We start from the raw sequence: 23,324 nt of genomic DNA, 5'->3' as shown, positions 1-23,324 counted from the left end.
CGTCACCGCGCGAGGCGTGCGCCGTCCCGTGTCGATCGTCGATGTGTGGAGCGGCGTAGTCTCTCGGCGAGCGACGTGTTCCTGGTGGGGTCGCTCGCCGGGCCCTGGATGTCCAGCTAGGGGCCTACTTGGCCGGCCACTGGTCCTTGGGGAGGTCCTTGTAGACGTCCTCGACCTTGTGGAAGCCGTCCGCGATCACCGTCGCGGCGAGGTTGTCCTTGTCGACGGCGACCGGCGTGATGAGCACGCTCGGGACGTCCTTCTTGCCGTTGTTGACCGTCTGCGTCTTCTCGCCGACGGGCTCCTTCTTCGCCAGCTTGACGGCGAGCTCGGCGGCCTTCTCGGCGAGCAGCTTGAGCGGCTTGTAGACGGTCATGCTCTGGGTGCCGGCCGCGATCCGCTGGCAGGCGGCGAGCTCGGCGTCCTGTCCCGAGACGCCGACCTTGCCGGCGAGCTTCTGCTCGCCGAGGGCCTGGACGGCCGCGCCCGCGAGCCCGTCGTTCGACGCCACGACCGCGGTGACGTTGTTGTTGTTCTTGGTGAGGGCGTTCTCGGTGATCTTGAGCCCCTCGACCGGCTGCCAGTCCTTGGCCCACTGGTCCGCCACCGTCTTGACGTCGCCCTTGTCGATGAGCGGCTTCAGGATGTTCATCTGCCCTTCGCGGAAGAGCTTCGCGTTGTTGTCGGTCGGGGAGCCGCCGATGAGGATGTAGTTCCCCTTCGGGAACTTCTTCACGAGGGCCTCGGCCTGGAGCTCACCCACCTTGACGTTGTCGAAGGACACGTAGAGGTCCAGGTCGGAGTCGAGGATCAGCCGATCGTACGCGATGACGGGCACCTTCTGCTTGTGCGCCGACTCGACGATGGTGGCGGTCGTCTTGGCGTTGTGGGGCACGACCACGAGCACGTCGACGCCCTGCGTGAGCAGGTTCTCCGCCTGCGAGTTCTGGAGGGCGTCGTCGCTGTTCGCGGACTGCACGAGCACCTGGGCGCCGAGCGCCTCGGCCTTCGCCTTGAACAGGTCGCGGTCGCGCTGCCACCGCTCCTCCTTGAGGGTATCCATGGAGAAGCCGATCGTGATCTTGTCTTTCTTCTTCTCCGGACCCTTGGTTTCCGCACCCTTGGCGGCTGTTGCCTCGGGCTTGTTCGCGCTCGCGCCGCCTTCAGACTCTGGCTTCGAGCAGCCGGCCGAGAACGCGAGAGAGAACAACGCCATGAGAAAGGTGGAGCGACGAATCAAGGTGACCTCCGCGTGAGATGAATGGGATAGGGGCTCTGTTATGGCCGCCGGCGCTACTGCGTCGAGTTGAGCTGGTCGGCGTAGCTCATGATAAGATTCAAGGTTTCCGTATCGTCATCGTACACCGAGTACCACCCCTGGAGCTCATGGGGCGGATCGCCGATGTAGTCGTTCCCGAGGAGCCAGTAGTCGTTGCCGTCGTCCGACGGCCTCCCGATCCCGGCCCAGGCCCAGAAGTTGACGCCGGCGAGCTCCGGGTTCTCGACGACGGCGTCGAACATGGAAGCGTAATACTCGTTCCGCTTGGCGACGGGCGACGAGACCGGCTCGGACTTGTCGTCCCGGGCGAGCCCGAACTCCTCCACGACGATCGGCTTGTCCAGCGCCCTGGCGTGCGCGAGCTGCGCGTCGATGTACCCGTTGCTCTTGGTGATGGCGGCCAGGAGCCCCTTGTCGGCGGCGCTGTCCATCGGCAGCGACGGGTCGTACCACTCCCAGTTCTCGGGCCACACGTGGAAGGTGAGGTAATCGATGCCGGGCACGTCGTGGAACGCCCTGTAATCGCTGTTGGCGTAGTCGCCCCAGTTATAGGACAGGTCGCCCTCCGAGCCGATGGAGACGAGGTGGTTCGGGTCGATGTCCTTGATGAACTTCGCGTTCCTCTCGACCCAGAGCTTGAAGAGCGGGCCCCAGCCCTTGAACGATCGCGGCTCGTTCCCGAGCTGCCACGCCATGATCCCCGGATGGTCCTTGAGCTTCTCGATCAGGACCTTGGCCCGGCTGAAGTAGAACTCCTGGGCCTTCTTGTTGCAGAAGAACAGCGACGAGAGATCCATCTGGTCGGGCCACGGGTTCGTGTTCGGATCGAGCGTGCCCGAGTGAGGGATGGCCCACTCGCCGATGGCCACGGCCTGGCAGTCCTGGCCTGTGCCCTCCTGGAACCGGATCGAGCCGGCGAACGGCACGTGGTGGTCCGCCGCGAGCAGGGCAGCGCCCGTCGTGGGGTGGGTCAGGCCGACCTGGTACGCGCTGAAGTCCTCTCCGCAGGAGAGGGTCGGCTGCTCGTGAGCCCACTTCATGTACTGGGGCATACCGCCGGACCAGTGCCAGAAGTCGTTCAGGGTCATCACCGCCTTCATCCCGCGGCTGTGCATCTCGTCGAGCACCGTCACCAGGTTGTCGGCGAACGCCTCGAGCTGCGCATCGGCGCACGGTTTGTCGGACGATGCCGGAAAGATCCGTTGTGGGCCGTACTGCTGATCGTTCTGCTGCGCCGCGGGGATGTCGCCCTCGCTGAGCGCCATGATCCTGAGGTTCAGGGCGCCGTGGGCCTCGAGGATGTCGAGCTCGGTGCGCAGGCGCTCGCGGCTGATGTAGGGAGCCGACCAGAAGTTCGTGCCCATATACCTGTACGGTTTCCCGTCGAGCGTGAGCTTACTACCTTCGGCGCGGACGTAGCACTTTTCCGGTTGCTGGGCGCAGTCGAGCTCCTGGCCGCCGCCGGTTCCGTCCCCGCCGCCGCCGGTGGCGTCGCTCCCGCCGGTGGCGCCGCTTCCGCCGCCGCCGGTGGCGTCGCTCCCGCCGGTGGCGCCGCTTCCGCCGCTTCCGCCGCCGCCGGTGTTGCCGGACCCGCCCGTGCCGCCGGAGGGCGCGGGGTCCGCCGGGTCGGAGGAGGAGCACGCGGCGAGGGAGAGCAAACCCAAAGCGAGCAAGAAGGTCTTCTTCATGGTCGGTTCCTTATGTGGTTCGAGTGTCGTTCCTCACGGATCGCTGAGCCCTGCCGCCCGGAGCGCTCGTCCGGTTCGCAGGGATCTGCCGAGCTGCTGCGCCACCGTCGCGGGGTGGCATCGCCGGCGGCACCGGTGAGCTCCCCCTGATTCCGCGACGATACAAATCTCCGCTCCGGGTGGTCGCTCGCGCGCCGGCGTGGCTCGTGGCAGACCACTTAAACGGTTCAGCGTCAACAGGGAAGAGGTCGTCTGGTGTGGCGCCTTTCGCGTGGTGCGTCTCCGGGCGCGCCGGTGGGGTTCCAGGCTAGACTGGGCGGGCGTGAGCCGATCCGCCGCGCGGCGGCTCCATGGAGGACGGGGGATGTCGCCGAGCTTGATCCTGTTCGCGGTGCCGGCCTTCTTCGCGCTCATCGGCGTCGAGCTCTGGCTCTGTCGCCGCCGCGGGCGCCGCGACTACCGCTTCTCCGACGCGCTCGCCAACCTCTCGTGCGGGGTCGGGCAGCAGGTCATCGTCTCCGTCGTGAGCGGCGGAGTCCTCGTCTATCTCTTCCTGTTCGAGCGCGCCGCGCTCGCGCGGCTGCCGGAGGGCGCCTTGTGGAGCTGGGCGGCCTGCTTCGTCGCGGTCGACTTCTGCTACTACTGGGCGCACCGCGCGAGCCATCGGGTGAACTTCATGTGGGCCGCGCACGCGGTCCACCACCAGAGCGAGGACTACAACCTCTCGGTCGCGCTGCGCCAGAGCTGGCTCCAGCGGGCCTTGTACTGGCCGTTCTTCTGGCCGCTCGCCGTGCTCGGCTTCCCCACGGGGATGGTCGTCACGACGTATACGCTGAACATCCTCTATCAGTTCTGGATTCACACGCAGCTCGTCGGCCGCCTCGGTCCGCTGGAGTGGGTGCTGAACACGCCATCTCATCACCGCGTGCACCACGGCGTCGACTCCGCGTATCTCGACAGGAACCACGGCGGCGTGCTCATCGTCTGGGATCGGCTGTTCGGCACCTTCTGCGCCGAGGGGGCGCCCCCGCGGTACGGCGTGGTCCAGCCGCTGGCCAGCTTCAGCGCGCTGCGCGCCAACGTCGACCCGTGGCGGAGGCTCGCGCGCATGGCGGCGGCGGAGCCGCGCCTCTCCGGCAAGCTGCTTGTCTGGTTCCGGCCGCCGGAGTGGCGGTCCACCGCGGCTTCGCCCGACGGCGGCCCGCTGCGCACCGACCCGGATTACGCCCTTCACGACGTGGCGCGCCCCCGCCGGGCGCGCGCGCTCGCCGCGGCGCTCTTCCTCGCGGCGCTGCTCGGCGCGATCGCGTACCTCCACGCGTCGCCGGGCATGGCCGCGGGCCCCCTGTGGGCGGGGGCGGCCGTCCTCCTCGCGGCGCTCGCGGCGGTCGGAGCGCTGCTCGACGGGCCGAGCCTGCCGGCGCCGGGCGCGGCGGCGCTAGAGCGGTCGTCGTCCTGCGGAGCTCCCCTCGTCGACCCACGCGCGCGCTAGCTCGAGCGTGCGTGCGTTCTCCTCGACGCGCTGGAGGAACTGCTCGCGCAGCGCGGCATCGTCGAGCTGGGCGGCGACGTCGAGGAGCCTCGTCCGGGCGTGCGCGATGGCGGTCCGGGCCGCCGGGAGATCGCCCGCCGCGAACAGCGCCTCGGCGTGGACCAGGCGGGCGAACGCCGAGCCCTCCTCGACCATGCCCAGCCGATCGAGCAACGCGATCGCCGCGCGCGCCTCGGCGAGCGCCTCGGAGGTCTCGCCGCGCGCGAGCAGGACGGCCGCCAGCGTCGCCCGCGCCAGCACGACGAGCGGACCTATCCGCTCCAGCTGCGCCACGGCGCGCCGGGCCTCGGCCTCGGCGCCGGCGAGATCGCCCGCGCGCATCAGGCACCCGGCGAGGTAGGTGCGCGACGCGCCCGCGAGCCGGCGATCCCCCTGCGCCTCCAGGAACGCGATGGCCTTCCTCAGGGCCTCGCGCGCCTCGTCGAGCGCGCCCAGGCGGCAGAGGGGCGCGCCGAGGGTGCTCCACGCGACCGCCATGCAGCCGTCGAGGCCCATGCGCTCGGCGTCCGCGAGCGCGCCGCGGAGGATGGTCTCCGCCTCGGCGTACGCGCCGAGCTGGTGCTCCTGGAAGCCGAGATCGAGCCGGCAGAAGCACGCCAGGCGCAGGTTCCCCGCGCGCTCGTGGGAGGCGACCGAGCGCGCGAACAGCGCCCGGCCCGAGCCGTGTCGGCCCGCGTACAGCTCGCGCCAGGCGCGCTCGCGGAGGACGACCCCGCTCACGGCCGGGTCGTCGCAGAAGCGCTCGGCCGCGGCGTCGATGAGCGCCTGGAGCGGCGTGGCGTGCGCGTAGAGGCCGCTGATCGTCAGGTAGAGCGCCGTCCCAGCGGACGCCGCCAGGAGCGGGCCCGTCGCGCCCTCTCCGGTCCAGGCGTCCGCGAGATCGCCGCTGAGGCTGGCGAGGCGATCGTGCTGCCCCAGCCGGGCCAGCACGACCGCGGCCTCGCGCACGGCGGCGTACCAGGGCGCGCTGCGCCGGGGCAGCTCCTCCACCGCCATCGTCGCCCAGCGCGCGGCCTCGACGAGCTCGCCGCGCCAGTGGTGCGCCTCGGCCCGGTGCAGGAGGACCTCGCCGCGCGCCTCGCCGCTGATGCCGAGCTCGATGGCGCGCCCGGTCCACGAGAGCACCACGACGAGGTCGTTCGCGGCGAGCGCCTGCGCCGCGGCCTGATGATAGAACGCGGCGGCGCGCAGCGGCTCGCCGCCCCGATCGAAGTGCTCCGCGATCACCGCGGCCGAGGGCTCGGCCGCGCGCTGGAGCCACTCGCCGGCGAGCCGGTGGCCGAGCGCGCGATCCTGGTCGGTGAGCATCCCGTAAGCCGCCTCGCGCACGAGCGCGTGGCGGAAGACGAGCTCCCGCTCTCCCTCGAACCTCGCCTCGTCGCGCGCGCCGATCCATTCCAGCCGCTCGAGGCGATCGAGGTGATCCGCGAGCCCGGAGACGCCGCCGGGGCCGCCGAGCAGCGCCTCCACCGCGCCCCGCCAGAACACCCGCCCGAAGATGCTCGCCGCGCGCAGCACCTGCCGCGCCGCGCTGTCGAGGCGCTCCAGCCGGGACTGCACCATCGCCAGCACGGTCTCCGGAAGCGCGCCCTGGTTCCCCTCGGACGTCGCCCGGATGAGCTCCTCCAGGTAAAACGCGTTGCCGTCGGCCTGCGCCACGAGCTGCGCCACGGTCTCGGCGCTCACCCCATCGCCGAGCACGTGCCGCACGAGCCGCGCGCCCGCCCGGGAGCTCAGCTCCTTGAGCCGGAGCTCCTGGAGATCCCTGTGGGCCCAGAGCCCTGGGAACAGCGTGTACACCTCGGGTCGCGCCAGGGCGAGCACGAGGAGGGGCTGGTCCGCGAGCCGGCGCAGGGCGTCGTTGATGAACTGGACGGTGGGCAGGTCGCCCCAGTGCAGGTCCTCCAGCACGAGGAGGAGCGGCTGCGCGGCGCACGCGGCCGAGGCGAAATCGAGCCAGGCCCTGCGCATCTGATCGCCCATCAGCGGGGCGTCCTTGCGGGCGGCGCGGAGGGGCGCGCTGTCCTCGTCGGGGAACGGCGTGCCCAGGAGCTCGCCGAGGAACTCCGCCACGCGCTGCGCGTCGGCCGCGCGGACGCGCTCGGTCACCCGCGCGAGCAGCTTCTCCCGGCGCGCCTCGATCGGCTCTCGGTCGCGGATCCCGAACGCGCCCTGGAGGGCCTGCCGCAGCATCCCGAACGGGGCGCCCTTGCGGAGCGGGTCGCCGCGGCCGATCCAGACCGCGACGGGCTCGTCGCGCTGCCGGACGCGGCGGATGATCTCGTAGGCGAGGCGCGACTTGCCGAGCCCCGCGGGCGCGGTGACGAGCACGGCGCGCGCCCGCGACTCCTCGATGCACCCGGCGAGGAGGGCCTCGAGGGTGGCCACCTCCCAGTCGCGCCCCACGCAGGCCGTGGGCTTGCCGAGGAGCATGCGCGCGCCGCGGGCGAGCGGCTCCTCTCCCCGGAGCCACAGGCCCGCCTCGGTCTCGACGACCTCGAAGCGGGCGTCGAGCAGCGCGGCGGTCACCTCGTCGATGGCGATGGGCGTCCCGCGCCCTGCCGCCGGCGCGCCCGGAAGCGCCGCCGTGGGCTGCGCCAGCATCCGGACGGCGCGGTCGATCACGTCGCCGACGGGCCGGCCGCCCGTGACCTCCACGCGGCCGGTCGTGAGGACCACCGGCCGGTCCCCGCCGGCGGCGCGGAGCAGGAGCGCGCAGCGGGCCGCCTGCGCGGCCTGATCCGTCGCCACGCCTGCCCCCAGGAGGATCACCAGGAGCGACCCGTCCGCCAGGAGCTCCAGGCACGCGCCGAGCGCCTCGATCTCCCGGCGCAGCTCCGGCGACACGACAGCGACCACCGTCTCGGAGTCGGCCCGCCCCGGGGAAGCGGCGAGCCGCGGCCCGGGCCCCATCAGCGCCACCGAGAGCACCCGCCGCTCCTTGTGGGTCAGCGAGGACTGGCGGCGCCGGTTCGAACGAGGCGGCTCCGACGGCGCGCGCGCCAGCGGCGAGACGCCCATGGCCTCGAGCGCCGCGGCGATCTCCGCGCCGTCGCGGGGGCGGTCGTCCGGGTTCTTGGCGAGCATCCGGGCGCAGAGCGCGTCGAGGGCGGGGGGGACGCCGGGGCAGAGGGAGCTTATCCGCGGCACCTCGTCGAGGAGGATCTTCGCGAGGACGGCCATCAGGTGAGCCCCGCAGAAGGCCGGCTGGCCGGTGAGGCACTCGAACAGCACGCAGCCGAGCGCGAAGACGTCGGCGCGCGTGTCGACGTCCTGCCCGCTCCGGGCCTGCTCTGGCGCCATGTACGCCGGGGTTCCGACGAAGGCGCCCGTCCGCGTGAGCCGCGTGGCGTCGGGGATCCCGGCGATGCCGAAGTCGAGCAGCTTCACGCGCGCGGCGTCGCCGTCCACCAGGAACAGGTTGCTCGGCTTGAGATCGCGGTGAACGATGCCGCGCGCGTGGACCGCCGCGAGCGCGGCGGCGGCGCCGACCGTGAGCGCGATCGTCTCGTCCACGGTGAGCACCCGGCGCTGGAGCCGCTGCTCGAGATCCTCCCCATCGAGCCACTCCATGGCGAGCCACGGCGCGCCCGAGGCGCCGAGCCCGTGCGCGACGTAGCGCACGATACCTGGGCAGGAGAGCTCTGCGAGCACCCTGGACTCGCGAGAGAGGCGCGATTCGTCGCCGGATTTCTGTTCGTCGAGGCACACTTTCACGGCCACGACCTCGCCCGAGCGCCGATCGACCGCCTGGAAGACCGCCCCCATGCCGCCGGCGCACGCCCGGCCCACGATCTCGAAGCGGCCTCCGAGCACTTCCCCTGGTTGCATCCCCTCGAGTATCGGCGTCCTCGGCCGTGAAAGTCCACGGCGAGCGCCGGGGCTGGCCGCCGAGGCCGACATTGGGGCAGGTGCGGATCGTCGCCCCCGTGTCCGTGGCCAGCCGCACCGCAGTCCGTCCAGCAGGGGCGAGGCGCCACTGGACGATTTCTTGTGAAGGATCCTGAGTCCTCTCTCCCCTCAAGGCCTGTCTCTGTTCCCCGAGACCGGTGTTCTGATCCTCCGTAAGCGGCTCAGATCAAGTGACGACTTCTCTGACATGGGGGGGACGACGTGTGCCAGCGTGCGCCGGCGCGCCGCGCCGCGCCGCGCTTGGCTTTGCGGCATCGCCCCGCCGGGGGCGAAGCCGGGCCGACGTGGACGAGCGTCCGCAGGCTGCGGAGTATGTATAAGGAGGCCCCTTCGATGGGTGCTTGAGTTGTTGATTGGGTGTCACTTTTTTCAAGGAGAGCGGAACACATGGTTCCAAAGAATGCTCTCCCACCCCGGGGGCAGGCCTCCGCTGACCGTCGGTTGGCCGAAGCGCCTTGAACGACGGGGGCCCGCCCCGGGCAGCGGCCACCTCGACGAGCGTGCCCGCCGCGCATCGCTGGGCCGCTGGGCAACGGGCAACGCCCCGTGTCAGATGGACAGGACCGACGCCGCCCCGCCCCCGGCGGTACCAGCTCGCGCCCCGAGCGGTTTGCGCCATGCCGATGACAACCGGTCACAAGGCTGCTCCGTCGCAGCCGGCGAGGCGCCGCCCCGTCGGCTGCACGGTGCACGGTGCGTGCCAGCAAGCCGCGCTGCAGCGGCCAGAGGGGGCCAGAGGGGGCCAGAGGGGGCCAGCGCGGCTAGGGCTAGACGTGGAGCACAAGGGAGGCAGCGAGAATCCCAAGCTATTCAAAAAATCCGAACATCAACTTGCCACCGAACCCCGACTTGCTATATCTTACATGAAGTATGATGCGCCTAGCTCTCGCATATTCTTCATCTTTGTAGCAGAGCAACCGCATTCGAGGCGCGCTTCTTCTGTCTCTGTGTCACCTGCTTGGCTGGTAAAAAGCCACGAAGAATCTCCTGCTCAAGGCCGCTGTACATCCTAGCTGAAATTGCTCTCGACGAACCGTCGAGATGGCGCGAGCCAATGGGTTCGCGGAAGTGGTTGGTGTTGTCATTGTCACGCTATGGCGATTCGTCCGGAGCGATGGGCGCCATCACATGGCCTTGAACGAGCGGAGCGCGACGATTCCATGCCTCGTCGAGCTCTGGTCCGCTGTACTCGTGTGATTCGAGCTCGAGGCTCCGAATCGGCACCCGACGGCGGAGGTTCATTCGGCATAGGGTCGATGTTCTGAAGTGAGAGGGAGCAGTCCATCGTGAACAAGAACATTCTGTCTGGCGCTGCCTTGGTAGCAGCCATTTTCGTTGGTATTGCCGCAGGGGCTCCCAGCACCACCTATGGTGCGACCGCCTCCGTTGGCGTTCCCGCTATCGACGTATCTGAGCTCACGATCTCGAAGGTGCAGTGGGCGTACCTGATGCGCCGTTACACGGCGGAGGCGCTGACGAACGCCTATCTCTCGAGGATCGCGCAGTACGAGTCGTCCTACAACGCGTTCACCTCGTTGAACCCGGACGCCGTCGCGCAGGCGCGCGAGATCGACAGGAAGCGGAGGAACGGCGTGGCCCTCGGCCCCCTGGCCGGGATCCCCGTTGTCATCAAGGAGTCGATGGATCACGTCGGCTTGCCGTCGACGGCGGGCTGGGCTCCGCTCAGCTCGCAGGTCGCCGGCGGTGTCGATCTGCTCCCCGTCAAGAACTCCGTCGTCGTCGATCGGTTGATAGCCGCCGGGGCCATCATCCTCGGGAAGACGAACATCCCGGCCTTCAGCGACGACGGCACCCGGGCGAACAGCAGCTGGGCGGGGCCCACCTACAACGCCGTGGACCCGACCCTGGTGCCCGGGGCGAGCAGCAGCGGCACAGCCACTGCGGTGGCCGGCAACTTCGCCGTGCTTGGCCTCGCGGAGGAGACGGGGGGATCCATCCAGAACCCTGCGGCCGCGCAGAGCCTCGTCGGCATCAAGCCGACGTTCGCCCTCGTCCCCACGGCCGGCGTCGTGCCCCTGGCCGCCAGCACGAGAGACGTGGTGGGCCCCATCGCGCGGACTGTCCGCGACGCCGCCATGATGATGGATATCCTCGCGGGCTACTCCCCGGAGGACCCCAAGACGAGCCTGTCCAATGGACACCTGCCCGTGGGGGGCTACACGAGCCAGCTGAGCAAGACCGCCCTCTGCGGAAAGCGAATCGGCCTGTACGGCTCAGGGTGGCGCAACGGCGGCCTGTCTCCCGAGACGCAAGCGCTGTACGAGCAAACGATCGAGGAGCTGGAGGAGCAAGGCGCGATCGTCGTCGAAGATCCCTTCGCCGGGAGCGGCTTCGCCGATCTGGCCTTGCCCGATGAGCCCTATGACATGCGAGGGACGGAGTCTGTGGCCTACGACTTCCAGCGCTACCTCAAGGGGGTCAAGGTCGGCGGGACTATCGTCGGCTCGATCGACGGACTGGCGGCCTACACGGGGATATCTCCGTTCGATCCCGTCGGCGGGCCGCTGTCCTGGTACGTCGACAAGCTCCCCGTGCTGGCCGCCTCGCTGCTCTTCCCCGAGGACGCGCCCGATCTGTCTGGCTTCTGGGCCCTGCGGGACCAGTACGTGAACGTCTTCGATTCCGTGATGGCGGCGCACGATCTGGACGGCCTCGCGTTTCCGCAGACCTATGACACGCTGCCGGAGCTCTCTGGCTCGGACACCTATCCCGCGACGACGGAGTCCGCGATCAACATCGCGGGCTTGCCCGGGGTGGTCGTGCCCGCTGGTCAATACAGCGACGGGGCTCCCTTCAGCCTGATCTTCGTCGGCCCTCGCTGGAGCGAGGCTGAGCTGCTGGGGTTCGCCTACGATTACGAGCAGGCGACTCAACACAGGATCGAAGCTCAGCTGACCTCGTGGTGAGCTCGCGCCTCGCACCTCCGGCGCTGTCGGGGGTGCGAGGGACGAGCGTGGGCGGCGCGGCCCTCGCGGGCCGCAGCCGGCCAAGGGCGCCAAGGCGCACGCTGGCACACCCGCGGCACAGGTTGCGTGTTGCACCGTCGTTTGGCCGTGATTTTGGTCTGCCGTCAGGTTGGCGCTGGTCGTGCAATGGTGGACGCCATGACGACGAAGAACGCTTCCATGCTGTTGGTCCTGGCGCCCCTCCTGCTGGCCGCCTGTGACGTGAGCTTCATCGAGGGCGCGATGAACGACGGCGGGGCGAACGACCCCGCCGATCCGCCGGGCGAGAGCGGCTCGAACGACCCCGCCGATCCGCCGGGCGAGAGCGGCTCGATCGACACTGCGGGCAGCGGCAGCTCCGGGGGCGACGCTGAGCCAGGTGATGCGTTGCCGGCTGTCGCCTTGACGCGCGCTCAGATGGAGGTGCTCTGGGATCAATACTGGGAGAGCCAGGGTGACGTCGGCGGCAGCAGCGGGTCGGGCGGCGGCCCCGCGCTCGATCCCAATGACCTCTTCCTTCGTGCATCGGATCTCGGTGTCTCGTGCGGCTCCCCGACCACGCATCTCACCTGCGGCGGGCACTGGGCGCTGAGCATCGTGCTGCCCAGCGCCTACCAGCAGGTCGGCGTCTACGATCTCGAGGATCCCGCGCTCGTCAGCTATAGCCACATGAGCGAGACGGGCGAGCCGTACTCTCCGCAGCCGGACGACTGCCCGTGGGGCGGTGGGTCGTTTGGACCGGGCACGCTCGAGATCCTCTCCATCGACGAGGCCGAAGTGCGCTTCCGTCTCAGCGTGGGCTCGCTCTGGGAAACCGATCCCAGCGGCGAGTACACAGCTCCGCGCTGCCCCTGAGGCGCAGGCGTCCTGGGGGGCGGGCTCGGCGATGACCCCTTCGCTGAGCTCGCCGTCGGTGCTCGGAGCACATTGGAGCTGGCAGGCTCGAGCGCTTGAGTGACCGGGGTGATCCGATGACAGCGTGCGAGCGGGGGCGAAGCCGCTTCCGTTCGCGCTCGCGTTGCTCCAAGGAGCCGCGCGCGCTGCCCCTGGCGAGGGATGCCGTGAACACGGCGCCACGGGGCAGCATCCAAGTGTCCATCAACTGGAGGTCCCATGCGCGATTCTCGTACGCTGATCAGCATCGCCGCCGCATCGCTCCTGTCGCTCACGGCCGCGGCCGCGCTGGCCCAGGAGACGCCGCTTCTTTACCTCTCGAGCCCGCGCCCGCACAGCGTCATCTCGGGGAACGTGCCGCTCGACGTGAGGTGTTTCGCGACATCGACCCAGGCGTGCCAGCGCCTTTGCGTGGAGGTCCGAGGCCGGACGCAGACGGCGAGCGCTTGCATCGACCGCACCCCGAGCTCACCTCCGGGGACGCTGATGCTCCTCACTCGCCCCTTCCCGGCGTTCGAATCGGGGGAAGAGCTCACCGTCACGCTCTCGGGCAATGCGGGCGCCGGCTCCGAGGCCACGGCGACCTTCGGGCCCCTCCTTATCGAGCGGAGCCCGAAGCTCGTCGCCGTGCATCGCGCCCCGGGGGCGATCCTCGACTTCGACGCTGCCCGTGTCCTGTTCCTGAATCAGTTCCAGTCGCTCGGCGTCCTCGACCGCGCCTCGCAGCAGGTGAGCTGGCTCGCGACGCTGCCGCAGGATCCGCCCGGGAGCACTCCCACCTACGGCGCGCTCACGCCGTCGGGCGCCGCCATCCAGTCAGGGTACGGCCGCATCTTCACGTCGGTCGACGGCGTGTGGACCAGGATCACGACGGGCCGGCTGGACGCGGTGAACGGCGACTCGCTGGTGTGGGTCACGGAGGACGGGGGCAGGGCCTACGCGCACACGCTGTCGACGGGGCACAGCCGGGGCATCTGGAGCCGGACCGGCAGCGACTCGCCGTTCCAGTCCGACATCGCGGCCACCGGTGACATCTATTACGCGACGCACGAAGAGCCGTTCATCCGCCACCTGCTCGTGGGCACCCTCGGAGACCACCCGGGCAACCTGGAGCGGCCCATCACCGATGGGACGAACGTCGCTGGCCGGTGGTCGGACGGGAGCACGAGCTCGAGCTTCCTGTACACGGCGGATGGCGCAGAGGTCGCTCTCGGCGACTCGATCGCGGGCGATCCCGCGGGGTTGCTCCTGCACGCGGGGCACGCCGGGTTCCTGAGGAGCGACGGGGACGTGAACCAGGTGTGGCTGCGGACCCCGGACGGCGAGCTGCACCAGCTCAGCTCCTTCGCGACCTCGAGCCAGCTCGATCAGCAGAAGCTCCGTGTCGGCCACGACGGCATCAGCGATTCTGGCGAGGTGGTGTTCCTCAACGAGGGCAAGCGTTACATCGGCCGCCCGGGCGCCGCGCCCGAGGAGATCAGCAGCGCGCTCGGCCACGCGCGCTGGTTCGACGGGGGCTGGTATGTGACGCTCGGCAACACGCTGTTCCGGGTCGAGGCGGCCGGCGCCGCACCGCCGCCGGTCGCGGCGCTGCGAGCCGGCTCGAAGGGCCTGGAGGGCTACTACGAGGAGGTCGTCGTCCGGCCGATCGCCGACAACGCGCTGGAGGACGAGCCGGCGCTGCTGAGGAGCCACGAGTCCGACGCTTTGCCGGAGCTGTCCGACCTCGAAGAGGCGAGCGATCTCGCCGGCGACGCGCCCGACGGTGCGCGGGCGGCGGCCGGGTGCAGCGCTGGCGGTTCGGCGGGCCCGGGCGGAGGCGCCGCTGCGTTCGCTGCGCTCGCGGGCCTCGCGCTCGCGCGGCGGCGCCGGCGGGCGTAGCCAGCCACGCGCGCGGAGCGCCGAAGACGCCGAGAAGGGCCTGTTCCGGAGCGGGTTACCGCGGCTCTCGCGACACGGTGTCGATCAGCCTGTCGAGGGACTGCCATCCTGACATGCCGCCGCCCTGGCCAGGGCGGGTGAAAGCGCGGATCTCCGCCGCGCTCTCCGGGCACGGAACGTGAAGCGCGTGTTCACATGGCCATCGAGACGATACCCATCGATCGCGAGGACCGCCTCGCCGGCGTCCTCCTTGGGACGGCGGTCGGCGACGCGCTCGGCCTGCCCAGAGAGGGCCTGTCGCGCCGCCGCGCCGCTCGCCTCTTCGGCGCGTCGCCGATCGAGCACCGCTTCGTGCTCGGCCGCGGGATGATCAGCGACGACGCCGAGCACGCGTGCATGACGGCCCAGGCGCTCCTGGCCGCGCCGGGGGACGCGGCGCGGTTCGCGCGCGCGCTCGCGTGGCAGCTCCGCGGCTGGCTCGCATCGCTGCCGGCGGGCGTCGGTTACGCCACCTTGCGGGCGATCCTCAAGCTGTGGCTCGGGTTCTCTCCGGAGCGGAGCGGCGTCTTCTCCGCGGGCAACGGCGCCGCGATGCGCGCGCCGATCCTGGGCGCGGCCCTCGCGCTCACGCCGTCGCGCATCGAGGCCATGGTGCGCGCGTCCACGCGCCTCACGCACACCGATCCACGCGCCGAGGAGGGCGCGCGGATCATCGCGCTCGCGGCCGCGTATGCCGCGGTGCGCACGCCCGAGCAGGTGAGTCCGGCCGAGCTGCTCGCGCTGCTCCGCGAGCGCGTCGCGGACGAGGAGCTCCGCCGCAGGCTCGACCGCGCGGCGGAGCTGCTCGGCCGGCGCGCCTCGGCGGAGGACTTCGCCGCGGCGATAGGCCTCCATCAGGGCGTGAGCGGCTTCATCGTGGACACCGTTCCAGCGGCCCTGTTCTGCTGGCTCGCGCACCCGGGCGATTTCCGCCGCGCGGTGGAGGACGTGATCCTGCTCGGCGGCGACGCCGACAGCACGGGCGCGATCGTCGGCGGCCTCGCGGGCGCGACGCTGGGGGCGCGCGGGATCCCGGGAGCGTGGCTCGACGGGATCGCCGATTTCCCGCGGTCGATCGCGTGGATGCGGCGGCTCGGCGCGCGGCTCGCGCGGGTGTTCCGGGGCGAACAAGGGGAGGGCGCCGCGGCGGGGGAGGAGCGAAACGCCCGCGCGGAAGGGCCTCTCGGCCTCTTCTGGCCGGTATTGCCGTTGCGCAACCTGGTCTTCCTGGCGCTGGCGCTGGGCCACGGATTCCGGAGGATGCTGCCGCCTTACTGAGCTCCGAGCGCCCCTCCACTGGACCGCTCCCGAAGCCGTTCGCGCGCTGGCTCGATGGAGCGGGGCGTCTGCTCGACCGCGGTACGGCTCGATCGGAGCGGCCTTTGCGCGCCGCGCGTCCTCGGCCATGGCATGCTGCCTCTCCCGGGCCGCCCCATGCTCTTCGTCACCTACACCCCGCCTCCCCCACTCGGCCGCTTCGTCCGCCTGCTCTGGTACTACGCCGCCCCTGAGCTCCCCGACCTGCTCGAGCGCGTGCTCCCCAGCGGCGCCATGAGCCTCCTCATCAACCTCGCCGAGGACGAGCTGCGCTGGTACGACGGCGCTGCCGAGCACGGCGCTGCCGAGCACGGCGCTGCCGAGCACGGCGCTGCCGAGGGCGGCGCCGCCCGCTGCCACCGCCTCTCCGGCATCGCCGTCTGCGGCGCCCACGCCGAGCACTTCGCCATCGACACGGCGGAGCAGCGCGCGATCGTGGGCGCGGAGCTCTCCCCGGGCGGCGCGGCCCCGTTCTTCGGCCCGGACGCGGCGGCGCTCGGCGGCGCCCATGTCTCGCTCGACGCGCTGTGGGGGCGCGAGGCCGCCCTCGTCCGCGAGCGCGTGCTCGAGGCGAAGACCCCCGAGGAAAGGCTCCGCGCGCTCGAGTCCGCGCTCGCGTCGCGGCTCCTCCGCCCGCGTGCGCCGCTCGAGCGCGATCCCTCGGTCGATTTCGCGCTCGCCGCGTTCGCGGACCCGTCCCGCGCGTGGACCGTGGCTGACGTGACAGGGCAGCTCGGGATGAGCTCGAAGCGGTTCATCCGGAGCTTCACCGAGCGGGTCGGCCTCACCCCGAAGCGTTATTGCCGTGTGCAGCGCTTCCAGCAGGCGGTCTCCGCGATCGAGCGCGGCGAGCGCGTCTCCTGGGCGGGCGTCGCGGCCGCGTGTGGCTATTACGACCAGGCGCACTTCATCCACGACTTCCGCGCGTTCGCCGGCCTCACGCCCACCGAGTACGTGACCAGGCGCCGCGAGCGGAACCATGTCCCGCTCGACGGCTGACCACCGGCGCTGGACGAGCCGGCTCGGCAGGCCGGCATGTTTTTACAATACCCGCTCCGGCCGCGTGGGCATCCTTCGCCCATGACCCAGCGACCACACCCCATCGCCCCGCCCCCGTACCACGCCGTCGTGCCGCACGTCGTCGTTGCCGGCGCGCCCGACGCCATCGCGTTCTACAAGAAGGCGTTCGGCGCGACCGAGAAGCTGCGCCTCGCCGACCCGAAGCTCGGCGGCGCCATCGTCTGCGCCGAGCTCGTGATCGGCGACTCCGTCATCAGCATCGCCGACGAGGCCCCCCAGTGGAACGCGCGCGGCCCGAAGGCGCTCGGCGGCTCGCCGATCGTCCTCACGCTGAACGTCGAGGACCCCGACGCGGTCGCCGCGCGCGCCGTCGAGGCGGGGGCCAAGATCATCTACCCGATCGCGGACCAGTTCTACGGCCGGCGAGAGGGCAGGATCGAGGACCCGTTCGGGCACCAGTGGATCCTGTCGGCCGTCATCGAGGACGTCTCGGTCGAGGAGATGCAGGTGCGCATGGCGAGGTGGTGGGAAGAGCAGGGCCCGAGCGGCGCCTGACCCGCGCCGCGACGGCCGCGCGCCGCCGCGCCGCCCCGCGGCCGGCGCGGCGGCACGACAGCAGGCTCACCGGGCCCATCGCTTCCGGGCCCGGAGCGTGGACGCGGCGGCCCTCGCCGGCTCCGGCTCGTGCGGCAGATCGTGCGGCGTGGCGCCGCACGTCACGCAGGCCTCCAGCCTCGTGGATCTCGGCGCGGGCGACGACTCCGGCGCCATGCCGGCGTGGGGCCAGCCGCACGACACGAGCTCGCTCCCGGCGTCCGTCGGCGTGAGCGAGTCCGCCATCGAGTGGACCGAGCGCTTCATCTCGGTGAGGCGCGCCAGCTGAAGGACGAGCGCCGTGAGCCGGGCCGGATTGAACGGCTTGAGCAGGACGTGGTGATACACGGCCTCCTTCGAGCGCGTGTACTCCTCGGCGCCGGTGATGAGGAGACAGCTCGTGTACACGGGCATGTTCGCCACCCTCCGGAGCAGCTCGTCTCCTTTCATCCCAGGCATCACCACGTCGGAGCAGACCAGGTGAAACTCCCTGGTCTCGAGTAATACGAGCGCCTGCTCCGCCGACGTACATTCCACGACGTCAACGTCCCCGGAGAGGACCGCGGAAATGGACCTCAGCGCCCTTTCGTCGTCGTCGACGACGAGGACGCAATACTTTCGCCGGGAAGACGAGATCGTGGCGTCCCTGTGCTGACCCTGCGAAGAGGTGCGATGGGCTCTTACGATCGATGACACAGTGCTGCCTCCCTGCGACGATCGCGGGCCCGCATCGCCTGCCGCTGTGCCGCGGAAGTGCGCGAGCGCGCTTGCGTGGTGTCGATGGCCTGCACGGCGGCACCCCCCGGCGCCGACGGCCTCTTCTATCGAGGTGTACACGACGATGTTTGTTCGAGTCAACCGCGCAACATGCTCTCTCGACAGACCAGCACGAAGATCTCGAGTTCCGTTCGACCTGCTTGGACGGTGTCGTGGAGGCACTCGGGACGTGGAAGATGCAACGCGAACGGCCCAGTTCAGCGCAGCTGCGGGCGCGCGCTTTGGTTCACGGTCGCGATGCACGGCGGAAACAACTGCGACTTGTTCGAATCTTCACATGGCCAGCGTGTGAGCTGCGGTACTCGCGGTGCCCTTCTTCTCTTCTTCGCACGGCTTCGCGCGGCTGGCACTTACGGGCTGTTCGGGACTTCCCTGCTTCTGTCGGGACTTCCCCCTGCCCCAGGTGCCCTGTTCGCGGGGAGCTGGCGTTTTCGTGCTCTGCAGCTTGCGTCAGCCCGTGCGATCGCCCGCATCGAGCCGTGGGGCGAACTGCGGTAGCGACGGGCAGGTGCCTCGATCACTCCTGTTGAGTCCGCCAAGCGACGGTCCGTGAAACGGCTCGTGATCGAGGCGGACGGGGGCTGCGGCGATTACCGCTGTGCTGCTGGCGCCCTCTCCGCTCGTTGGCCCAGGTGAGCGCCGACTACGACGCTTCCTTCCGCGTCGTCCATGCGCGGCCGCGAGCACCCCGGCGCGCGGCTCCGGGACGCGCGGCTCTTCGCGCCTTGCGCGGCCATCGCCGCGAGATCGTCCCCGCGAGGACGACGCGCGTCGCGGTCGAGCGTTCCCCGCTGGCGCGCCCTGCCGCCGGCGCCGATCGCCCACGCGACTGGCGGCGCGGCGCTCGGAGGCCCAGCCTCCACGGGATCTCGCGCCGACGGCCGGCGCTCTCCGTCGCGCCGCCGCGGCCGCGCCGCGATCCCGCCACGCAGCCCGATCCCGTGCGCGCTCTCGAGCACCTCTCGCCCGCGTGAGGGTAGACTCGGCGCAATGTTCTGGTTCGATGCCGTCCTGCTCGGGGTCCTCGAGGGCCTGACCGAGTTCCTTCCCGTCTCGTCCACCGGTCATCTCATCCTGCTCGGCGCGTGGCTCGGTCACCAGAGCGAGGCGGCGAAGACGCTCGATATCGTGATCCAGCTCGGCGCGGTGCTCGCCGTCGTCGTCTATTTCCGCGAGCGCCTCTCGACCACCGTGCGCGGCATGATCCGGCGGGATCCGGACAGCCTCCGCCTCGCGCTCGCCCTCGCGTTCGCGTTTCTCCCCGCAGCCGTGGTCGGCCTGCTCTTCCACAAGGCCATCAAGGCGCACCTGTTCGGCCCGGGGCCCGTCGCGGCGGCGCTCATCGTCGGCGGCTTCCTGATGATCGGCGTCGAGTCGGTCCGCCGCCGCCGGCCGGATCAGGGCGCCCCGCGCGTCGAGGACGTCACGCTCCAGCGCGCGCTCGCGATCGGCTTCGCGCAGTGCTTCTCGCTCTGGCCCGGCGCGTCGCGCTCGATGACCACCATCGTCGGCGGGCAGCTCTCCGGCCTCAGCACCGCCGCGGCCGCCGAGTTCTCGTTCCTCCTCGCCATCCCCACGCTCGGCGCCGCGACGGTCTTCGATCTCGTCAAGAACGGCCGCGCCTTGCTCGACGCCCCCGGCGGGATCGTGGCGCTCGTGGTCGGGCTCGCCGTCTCGTTCGCCGTCGCCCTGCTCGTGATCGCGGTCTTCCTGCGTTACCTGAAGCGTTATGGCCTCGCGCCGTTCGGCTGGTACCGCGTCGCGCTCGGCGCCCTCGTCCTCTGGCTCTGGGTCGCCAGCCGCTCCGCCCCCGCCGAGGCCGGCGCCGCCGCGGCCTCACCCGCGCCGCGGGGGGACGTCGCGGCCGCAGCGGACGGCCTCGCCCGTACCGGCGATCACCCGAGCCGCCCGTAAGCGTACAGCCAGCGGGCCGTCGTCTCGCCCCGGTTGCAGACGGTGTGCACCACGCCGGCGCGGATCTCGATCTCCTCGCCGATGCGGGGCACGATCGTCTTGCCCGCGAGCGTGAGCTCGAGCTCGCCTTCGAGGACCATCAGGAGCTCGTCCTCGTCGTGAACGTAATCCCTCCACATGCGGCCGGGCGGATGGGTCCACAGCCCGCCGTGGAAGCCGCGCGCGCCAGCGCTTCAGCACCTCGTCGCGAGTCGCCGTATCCACCGCGCCATCTTGCCCAAGGAGGCGCAGGACATCTTCCACGTCAGCGCCGGAGCGGCAGGGCGCAAGCCAAGGCTCGCCCGCCCTGCCGACGCCGGCGCCACGACGGTCGGGCCCGCGCCGAAGGAGAGCCCGCGGCGAGCGGCGGACGGCGATGATGGCGCGGCGAGGCGAGCAGGAGGCCGCGTGGAGCTGGCGCGCCCGCGCGAGGCGCGCGGTGGGCGGTGGGCGGTGGGCGGTGGGCGATGCCGACGCGTGGTGGCCTCGACCACGGACGGCCCGCTTGCGAACGACGGCGCATCGGGCTAGGATGCTTCTCCTCACGAACGTCCCTGGCCCTCGATACGACGCTTTCCTGTTTCCCTCTCGTGAGGGAGCCTGCAGCTCGCTCGGACGACTGGACGACGCACCGTGTGACCGCGCGGGGGTTCCGCGCGGCACGTCTCCGTTCGATCCGTTACGGCTTCGTCGGATGGCAGGCCGAGAGCGCCTCAACGGCGCACCAGAAAGCCGTAAAAAAAGCAGGATGGCATGGGAAATCGTCTCTACGTTGGAAACCTTTCGTTCAGCACCACCCGCGAGACCCTCGAGTCCGCGTTCGCCGCAGCCGGCGAGGTCCGTGAGGTCGCGATGCCGACCGACCGCGAGACGGGGCAGCCTCGCGGCTTCGCGTTCGTGACCATGGGCTCGGCCCAGGCCGCGAACAGCGCGATCTCGCAGCTGAACGGCGCGGTCCTCGATGGACGCGCGCTCAAGGTCAACGAAGCGCAGGAGCGCCCGGCGCGCGGCTTCGGCGGTGGTGGCGGCGGTGGCGGCTTCGGCGGGGGCGGTGGTGGTGGTGGCTTCGGCGGCGGCGGTGGCGGCTTCGGCGGCGGCGGTGGTGGCCGCGGCGGTCGCGGTGGCTCCGGCGGCCGCGGCGGCCGCGGCGACCGGTACTGATCGCGGGCGAGGCGCGGCGCCGATCGTGCGCCGCGCCTGCGCCTTCTCAGGACGCACCGCGAGGTGCTGAAGAACGCGCCGTCCGGAGGCGCTGAAAGGCCTGGCTCCCTATGCAGCAGAAACAGGCAGCAATGAAGCGGCAAAAAGAACGCGCCCGGCAGGAAAGGCAGCGCGAGAAAGACGCGAACCGTCTCGCGCGCCGCAAGGAAAAGGGCCCCGGTGATGGCGGGTCGCCGGGGGAGGATCCGGACATCGCAGGGATCGTCCCGGGGCCACAGCCTCCCATCACCGAGTGAAGCGCGGAGCGCGAGCCGAGGACAGCGCCCCGGCCGCCCCTCGCGGCGTACGCCGTCCCGGGCGATAAGCGCCCGCCCTACGCCTCGGGGCCACGGTACGTGGCCGTGGCGACGTAGCGGAGGACCCGGGAGCAGCACTCGCCACCACAGCTCCCTCGACAGGCGCATTCCCCCTCGAACCGCGCCGTGCGCGAAGCGAGGCCGCTCAGGATCTCCTGCGTCACGTCGTAGCCGCCGTTGTCACACGAAGAGTACGAGCACGGCATTTCGAACAGCGCATGCGCATGCTCGACAACGACGCGGCGGATGTACTGCGTCTCATTCATGGCCGAATTGGGCCGGGTCTCGCGAATTTCCAGGTTCAAGCTCGTGAGCTGCGGCACCTTCTGAAGGAGCTTGCCGGCCGCCTGCTCCCGCTTCTCGCGGAGCAGCATGCGCTCTTCCCGCTCGATATTCCGGCGACGATTCGCTGAATACATCGATCACCTCTGTCCTGCCGGGCAGGAATATATCAATCCCCCTGGCCCCTGTTCAGTATAGCGCAGGCGACCGGTCGGCGCATGCACAATCTGGGCTCTCCACGCTGTCGGCGCGCTGCATTCGCGGCCTCATCCACGGCGAAAGAGCGTGACGGAAGACCGCCCGGATCAGGATCTGGCAATCCGGGAGCTCGTCGAGCGAGCGGGAGGGTACGCGCACGACCAGCGCATGCGCACGAGCGCATGCGCACGACTCATGCGCACGACTGGAGAGCGGACCTTCGTGAGAGGCAATGAGCACCTGCCGCCGTATCTCCGGGCGAGCGGTTCCATCGCCGCAAAGAGGCCTTAGGTTGCTCCCGATATGCACGAAGAAGCCCTGCGCGACCCGCCGCGGTCGCCTTCAGAGGAGGCTCCGCACCAGCAGGAGCAGCGGCTCGCGCGCGCCGCGGCGCTCGCGGCGTGCGCGCCTGTGCCCGCCCGCATCGGCAACGCCCTCGCCGGGACCGCCGGGTGGACGGACCCGACCCTGGTGAAGAGCCATCGATTCTACCCGAAGGGCGTGTCGAGCCCGGCACAACGGCTGAAGTTCTACGCGTCCCAGTTCCCCGTGGTCGAGGTCAACTCGAGCTATTACGCCCTCCCGGGTCCGGGGATGGTGGCGCAGTGGGTCGAGCGGACTCCGCCTGATTTCGTGTTCAACATGAAGGCGTTCGCGCCGCTCACCCAGCACCCCGTGGAGCCCGTCCGCCTCCCCCCGGACGTCCAGGGCGCGCTGCCAGCCTCGCTCTTCGACAGGCGGCGCCTCTACCCGACAGACCTGCCGGCCGAGGTCAGAGACGCGCTCTGGGAGCGCTTCCGGCTGGCGCTCGATCCGCTGCGCCAGGCGGGCAAGCTGGGGTATGTGCTCTTCCAGTTCCCTCCGTGGTTCACGGCGACGCGCGGCAACGTGCGTGTCATCGAGGATTGCCGGAGGCGCATGGACGGGCTCCCGTTCGCCGTCGAGCTCCGGCACGGGTCATGGGGCATGCCTGGACGCATCGAGCGCGTCGCGGACCTCCTCCGAGATCTCGGCGCATTCTACGTCATCGTCGATGAGCCGCAGGGCAAGGACAACAGCATGCCTCCCACCGCCCTCGTCGCCGATCCTCGCCTCGCCGTGGTGCGCTTCCACGGCCGGCGCGAGGAGACCTGGGACGCGCCCGTCGGCGTGAACGAGAAGTTCAGGTACATCTACGACCCCGTGGAGCTCGCTCCCTGGGCGGAGACCGTCGCTCGGCTCTCCCAGGAGGCAGAGCAGGTGCACGCGATCTTCAACAACTGCGTGTCCGACCATGCCGTGGTTGGCGCCAGGGGGCTCATCGCCCTCCTCGCCCGCAGGGCAGCCGCGCTGGCACACGAGACCGCCCCGGTCCCGGCAGGCTCGGCCGTCCACTGAGCCTCGCTGTCGCGGTCGCTGCGTCCCTGTCGCGGGCGCTGCCTCCGTGTGCCGCTGCGGCCTCCGTGCACCGCCATG

General features: G+C 70.7%; 17 protein-coding genes. 11 read left to right on the top strand and 6 right to left on the bottom strand.

Annotation, left to right across the window (positions count from 1 at the left end; genetic code table 11):
* Positions 1–124: 124 nt before the first annotated feature.
* Positions 125–1,216, bottom strand: a complete 1,092-nt coding sequence (xylF, locus tag WME82_RS32555; RefSeq protein ID WP_438038475.1) for a D-xylose ABC transporter substrate-binding protein — start codon at positions 1,214–1,216, stop codon at positions 125–127.
* Positions 1,217–1,293: 77 nt separating this feature from the next.
* Positions 1,294–2,967: a glycoside hydrolase 5 family protein gene (locus WME82_RS32550; protein ID WP_438038474.1), complete on the bottom strand. Its 1,674-nt coding sequence runs from the start codon at positions 2,965–2,967 to the stop codon at positions 1,294–1,296.
* A 364-nt stretch (positions 2,968–3,331) separates the two neighbouring features.
* Here WME82_RS32550 and WME82_RS32545 point away from each other — a divergent pair, with 364 nt between their 5' ends.
* Positions 3,332–4,459 carry a sterol desaturase family protein gene (locus tag WME82_RS32545; RefSeq protein WP_438038473.1) on the top strand — a complete coding sequence of 376 codons (1,128 nt, stop codon included), beginning with the start codon at positions 3,332–3,334 and terminating at the stop codon, positions 4,457–4,459.
* Here WME82_RS32545 and WME82_RS32540 read toward each other — a convergent pair.
* Entirely contained in the window at positions 4,406–8,350 is a 3,945-nt protein-coding gene (locus WME82_RS32540) for a serine/threonine-protein kinase (RefSeq protein WP_438038472.1), read from the bottom strand. The two genes, WME82_RS32545 and WME82_RS32540, sit on opposite strands and share 54 nt — an antisense overlap.
* 1,511 nt (positions 8,351–9,861) lie before the next feature.
* On the opposite strand from WME82_RS32540, the gene WME82_RS32535 reads away from it, so the two are divergent.
* The 6 genes from WME82_RS32535 (at position 9,862) to WME82_RS32510 (ending at position 17,103) form a co-directional block, all read left to right on the top strand.
* Positions 9,862–11,358 carry an amidase gene (locus tag WME82_RS32535; RefSeq protein WP_438038471.1) on the top strand — a complete coding sequence of 499 codons (1,497 nt, stop codon included), beginning with the start codon at positions 9,862–9,864 and terminating at the stop codon, positions 11,356–11,358.
* Positions 11,359–11,556: 198 nt separating this feature from the next.
* Positions 11,557–12,252 carry a hypothetical protein gene (locus WME82_RS32530; protein WP_438038470.1) on the top strand — a complete coding sequence of 232 codons (696 nt, stop codon included), beginning with the start codon at positions 11,557–11,559 and terminating at the stop codon, positions 12,250–12,252.
* A gap of 258 nt (positions 12,253–12,510) precedes the next feature.
* The gene (locus WME82_RS32525; RefSeq protein ID WP_438038469.1) at positions 12,511–14,172 is read left to right on the top strand and encodes an MYXO-CTERM sorting domain-containing protein; all 1,662 of its coding nucleotides are present in this window, start codon (positions 12,511–12,513) and stop codon (positions 14,170–14,172) included.
* 195 nt (positions 14,173–14,367) lie between these two features.
* Positions 14,368–15,489, top strand: coding sequence for an ADP-ribosylglycohydrolase family protein (locus tag WME82_RS32520; RefSeq protein ID WP_438038468.1), 1,122 nt, complete (start codon positions 14,368–14,370; stop codon positions 15,487–15,489).
* A 132-nt stretch (positions 15,490–15,621) separates the two neighbouring features.
* Complete coding sequence (locus WME82_RS32515) at positions 15,622–16,527, top strand: helix-turn-helix domain-containing protein (protein ID WP_438038467.1); 906 nt, start codon at positions 15,622–15,624, stop codon at positions 16,525–16,527.
* Positions 16,528–16,608: 81 nt separating this feature from the next.
* Complete coding sequence (locus WME82_RS32510) at positions 16,609–17,103, top strand: VOC family protein (protein ID WP_438038466.1); 495 nt, start codon at positions 16,609–16,611, stop codon at positions 17,101–17,103.
* Positions 17,104–17,169: 66 nt separating this feature from the next.
* Here the strand turns inward: WME82_RS32510 and WME82_RS32505 are convergent, their stop codons facing one another.
* A complete protein-coding gene (locus tag WME82_RS32505; RefSeq protein WP_438038465.1) occupies positions 17,170–17,838 on the bottom strand; it encodes a response regulator in 669 nt (222 codons plus the stop codon).
* Positions 17,839–18,909: 1,071 nt separating this feature from the next.
* Between WME82_RS32505 and WME82_RS32500 the strand changes: the two genes are divergently transcribed.
* The gene (locus tag WME82_RS32500; protein WP_438038464.1) at positions 18,910–19,833 is read left to right on the top strand and encodes an undecaprenyl-diphosphate phosphatase; all 924 of its coding nucleotides are present in this window, start codon (positions 18,910–18,912) and stop codon (positions 19,831–19,833) included.
* Here WME82_RS32500 and WME82_RS32495 read toward each other — a convergent pair.
* Positions 19,815–20,012 (bottom strand): cupin domain-containing protein, encoded by a 198-nt coding sequence (locus WME82_RS32495; protein ID WP_438038463.1) that lies wholly within the window; start codon positions 20,010–20,012, stop codon positions 19,815–19,817. The two genes, WME82_RS32500 and WME82_RS32495, sit on opposite strands and share 19 nt — an antisense overlap.
* Positions 20,013–20,625: 613 nt before the next feature.
* On the opposite strand from WME82_RS32495, the gene WME82_RS32490 reads away from it, so the two are divergent.
* Positions 20,626–21,033, top strand: a complete 408-nt coding sequence (locus WME82_RS32490; protein WP_437740369.1) for an RNA recognition motif domain-containing protein — start codon at positions 20,626–20,628, stop codon at positions 21,031–21,033.
* 110 nt (positions 21,034–21,143) lie between these two features.
* Entirely contained in the window at positions 21,144–21,329 is a 186-nt protein-coding gene (locus WME82_RS32485) for a hypothetical protein (RefSeq protein WP_438038462.1), read from the top strand.
* A 77-nt stretch (positions 21,330–21,406) separates the two neighbouring features.
* On the opposite strand, the gene WME82_RS32480 is transcribed toward WME82_RS32485, so the two are convergent.
* Positions 21,407–21,763: a hypothetical protein gene (locus WME82_RS32480; RefSeq protein WP_437740367.1), complete on the bottom strand. Its 357-nt coding sequence runs from the start codon at positions 21,761–21,763 to the stop codon at positions 21,407–21,409.
* 409 nt (positions 21,764–22,172) lie between these two features.
* Between WME82_RS32480 and WME82_RS32475 the strand changes: the two genes are divergently transcribed.
* Positions 22,173–23,246, top strand: coding sequence for a DUF72 domain-containing protein (locus tag WME82_RS32475; protein ID WP_438038461.1), 1,074 nt, complete (start codon positions 22,173–22,175; stop codon positions 23,244–23,246).
* Positions 23,247–23,324 lie beyond the last annotated feature (78 nt).

It is taken from the genome of Sorangium sp. So ce128, assembly GCF_051525245.1.
GTDB lineage: Bacteria > Myxococcota_A > Polyangia > Polyangiales > Polyangiaceae > Sorangium > Sorangium cellulosum_B.
The sequence above is the reverse complement of the archived record's forward strand: the minus strand, read 5'-3'. Positions and strand labels throughout refer to the sequence as shown.

Excerpts from the sequence above, each read along its gene's own strand:
- WME82_RS32520 (WP_438038468.1), top strand. The coding sequence starts at position 14,368 with ATGGCCATCGAGACGATACCCATCGATCGCGAGGACCGCCTCGCCGGC.
- WME82_RS32490 (WP_437740369.1), top strand. The coding sequence starts at position 20,626 with ATGGGAAATCGTCTCTACGTTGGAAACCTTTCGTTCAGCACCACCCGC.
- WME82_RS32510 (WP_438038466.1), top strand. The coding sequence starts at position 16,609 with ATGACCCAGCGACCACACCCCATCGCCCCGCCCCCGTACCACGCCGTC.
- WME82_RS32495 (WP_438038463.1), bottom strand. The coding sequence starts at position 20,012 with ATGTGGAGGGATTACGTTCACGACGAGGACGAGCTCCTGATGGTCCTC.
- WME82_RS32515 (WP_438038467.1), top strand. The coding sequence starts at position 15,622 with ATGCTGCCTCTCCCGGGCCGCCCCATGCTCTTCGTCACCTACACCCCG.
- WME82_RS32540 (WP_438038472.1), bottom strand. The coding sequence starts at position 8,350 with ATGCAACCAGGGGAAGTGCTCGGAGGCCGCTTCGAGATCGTGGGCCGG.
- WME82_RS32500 (WP_438038464.1), top strand. The coding sequence starts at position 18,910 with ATGTTCTGGTTCGATGCCGTCCTGCTCGGGGTCCTCGAGGGCCTGACC.
- WME82_RS32550 (WP_438038474.1), bottom strand. The coding sequence starts at position 2,967 with ATGAAGAAGACCTTCTTGCTCGCTTTGGGTTTGCTCTCCCTCGCCGCG.
- WME82_RS32475 (WP_438038461.1), top strand. The coding sequence starts at position 22,173 with ATGCACGAAGAAGCCCTGCGCGACCCGCCGCGGTCGCCTTCAGAGGAG.
- WME82_RS32480 (WP_437740367.1), bottom strand. The coding sequence starts at position 21,763 with ATGCTGCTCCGCGAGAAGCGGGAGCAGGCGGCCGGCAAGCTCCTTCAG.
- WME82_RS32485 (WP_438038462.1), top strand. The coding sequence starts at position 21,144 with ATGCAGCAGAAACAGGCAGCAATGAAGCGGCAAAAAGAACGCGCCCGG.
- WME82_RS32545 (WP_438038473.1), top strand. The coding sequence starts at position 3,332 with ATGTCGCCGAGCTTGATCCTGTTCGCGGTGCCGGCCTTCTTCGCGCTC.
- WME82_RS32530 (WP_438038470.1), top strand. The coding sequence starts at position 11,557 with ATGACGACGAAGAACGCTTCCATGCTGTTGGTCCTGGCGCCCCTCCTG.
- xylF (WP_438038475.1), bottom strand. The coding sequence starts at position 1,216 with ATGGCGTTGTTCTCTCTCGCGTTCTCGGCCGGCTGCTCGAAGCCAGAG.
- WME82_RS32525 (WP_438038469.1), top strand. The coding sequence starts at position 12,511 with ATGCGCGATTCTCGTACGCTGATCAGCATCGCCGCCGCATCGCTCCTG.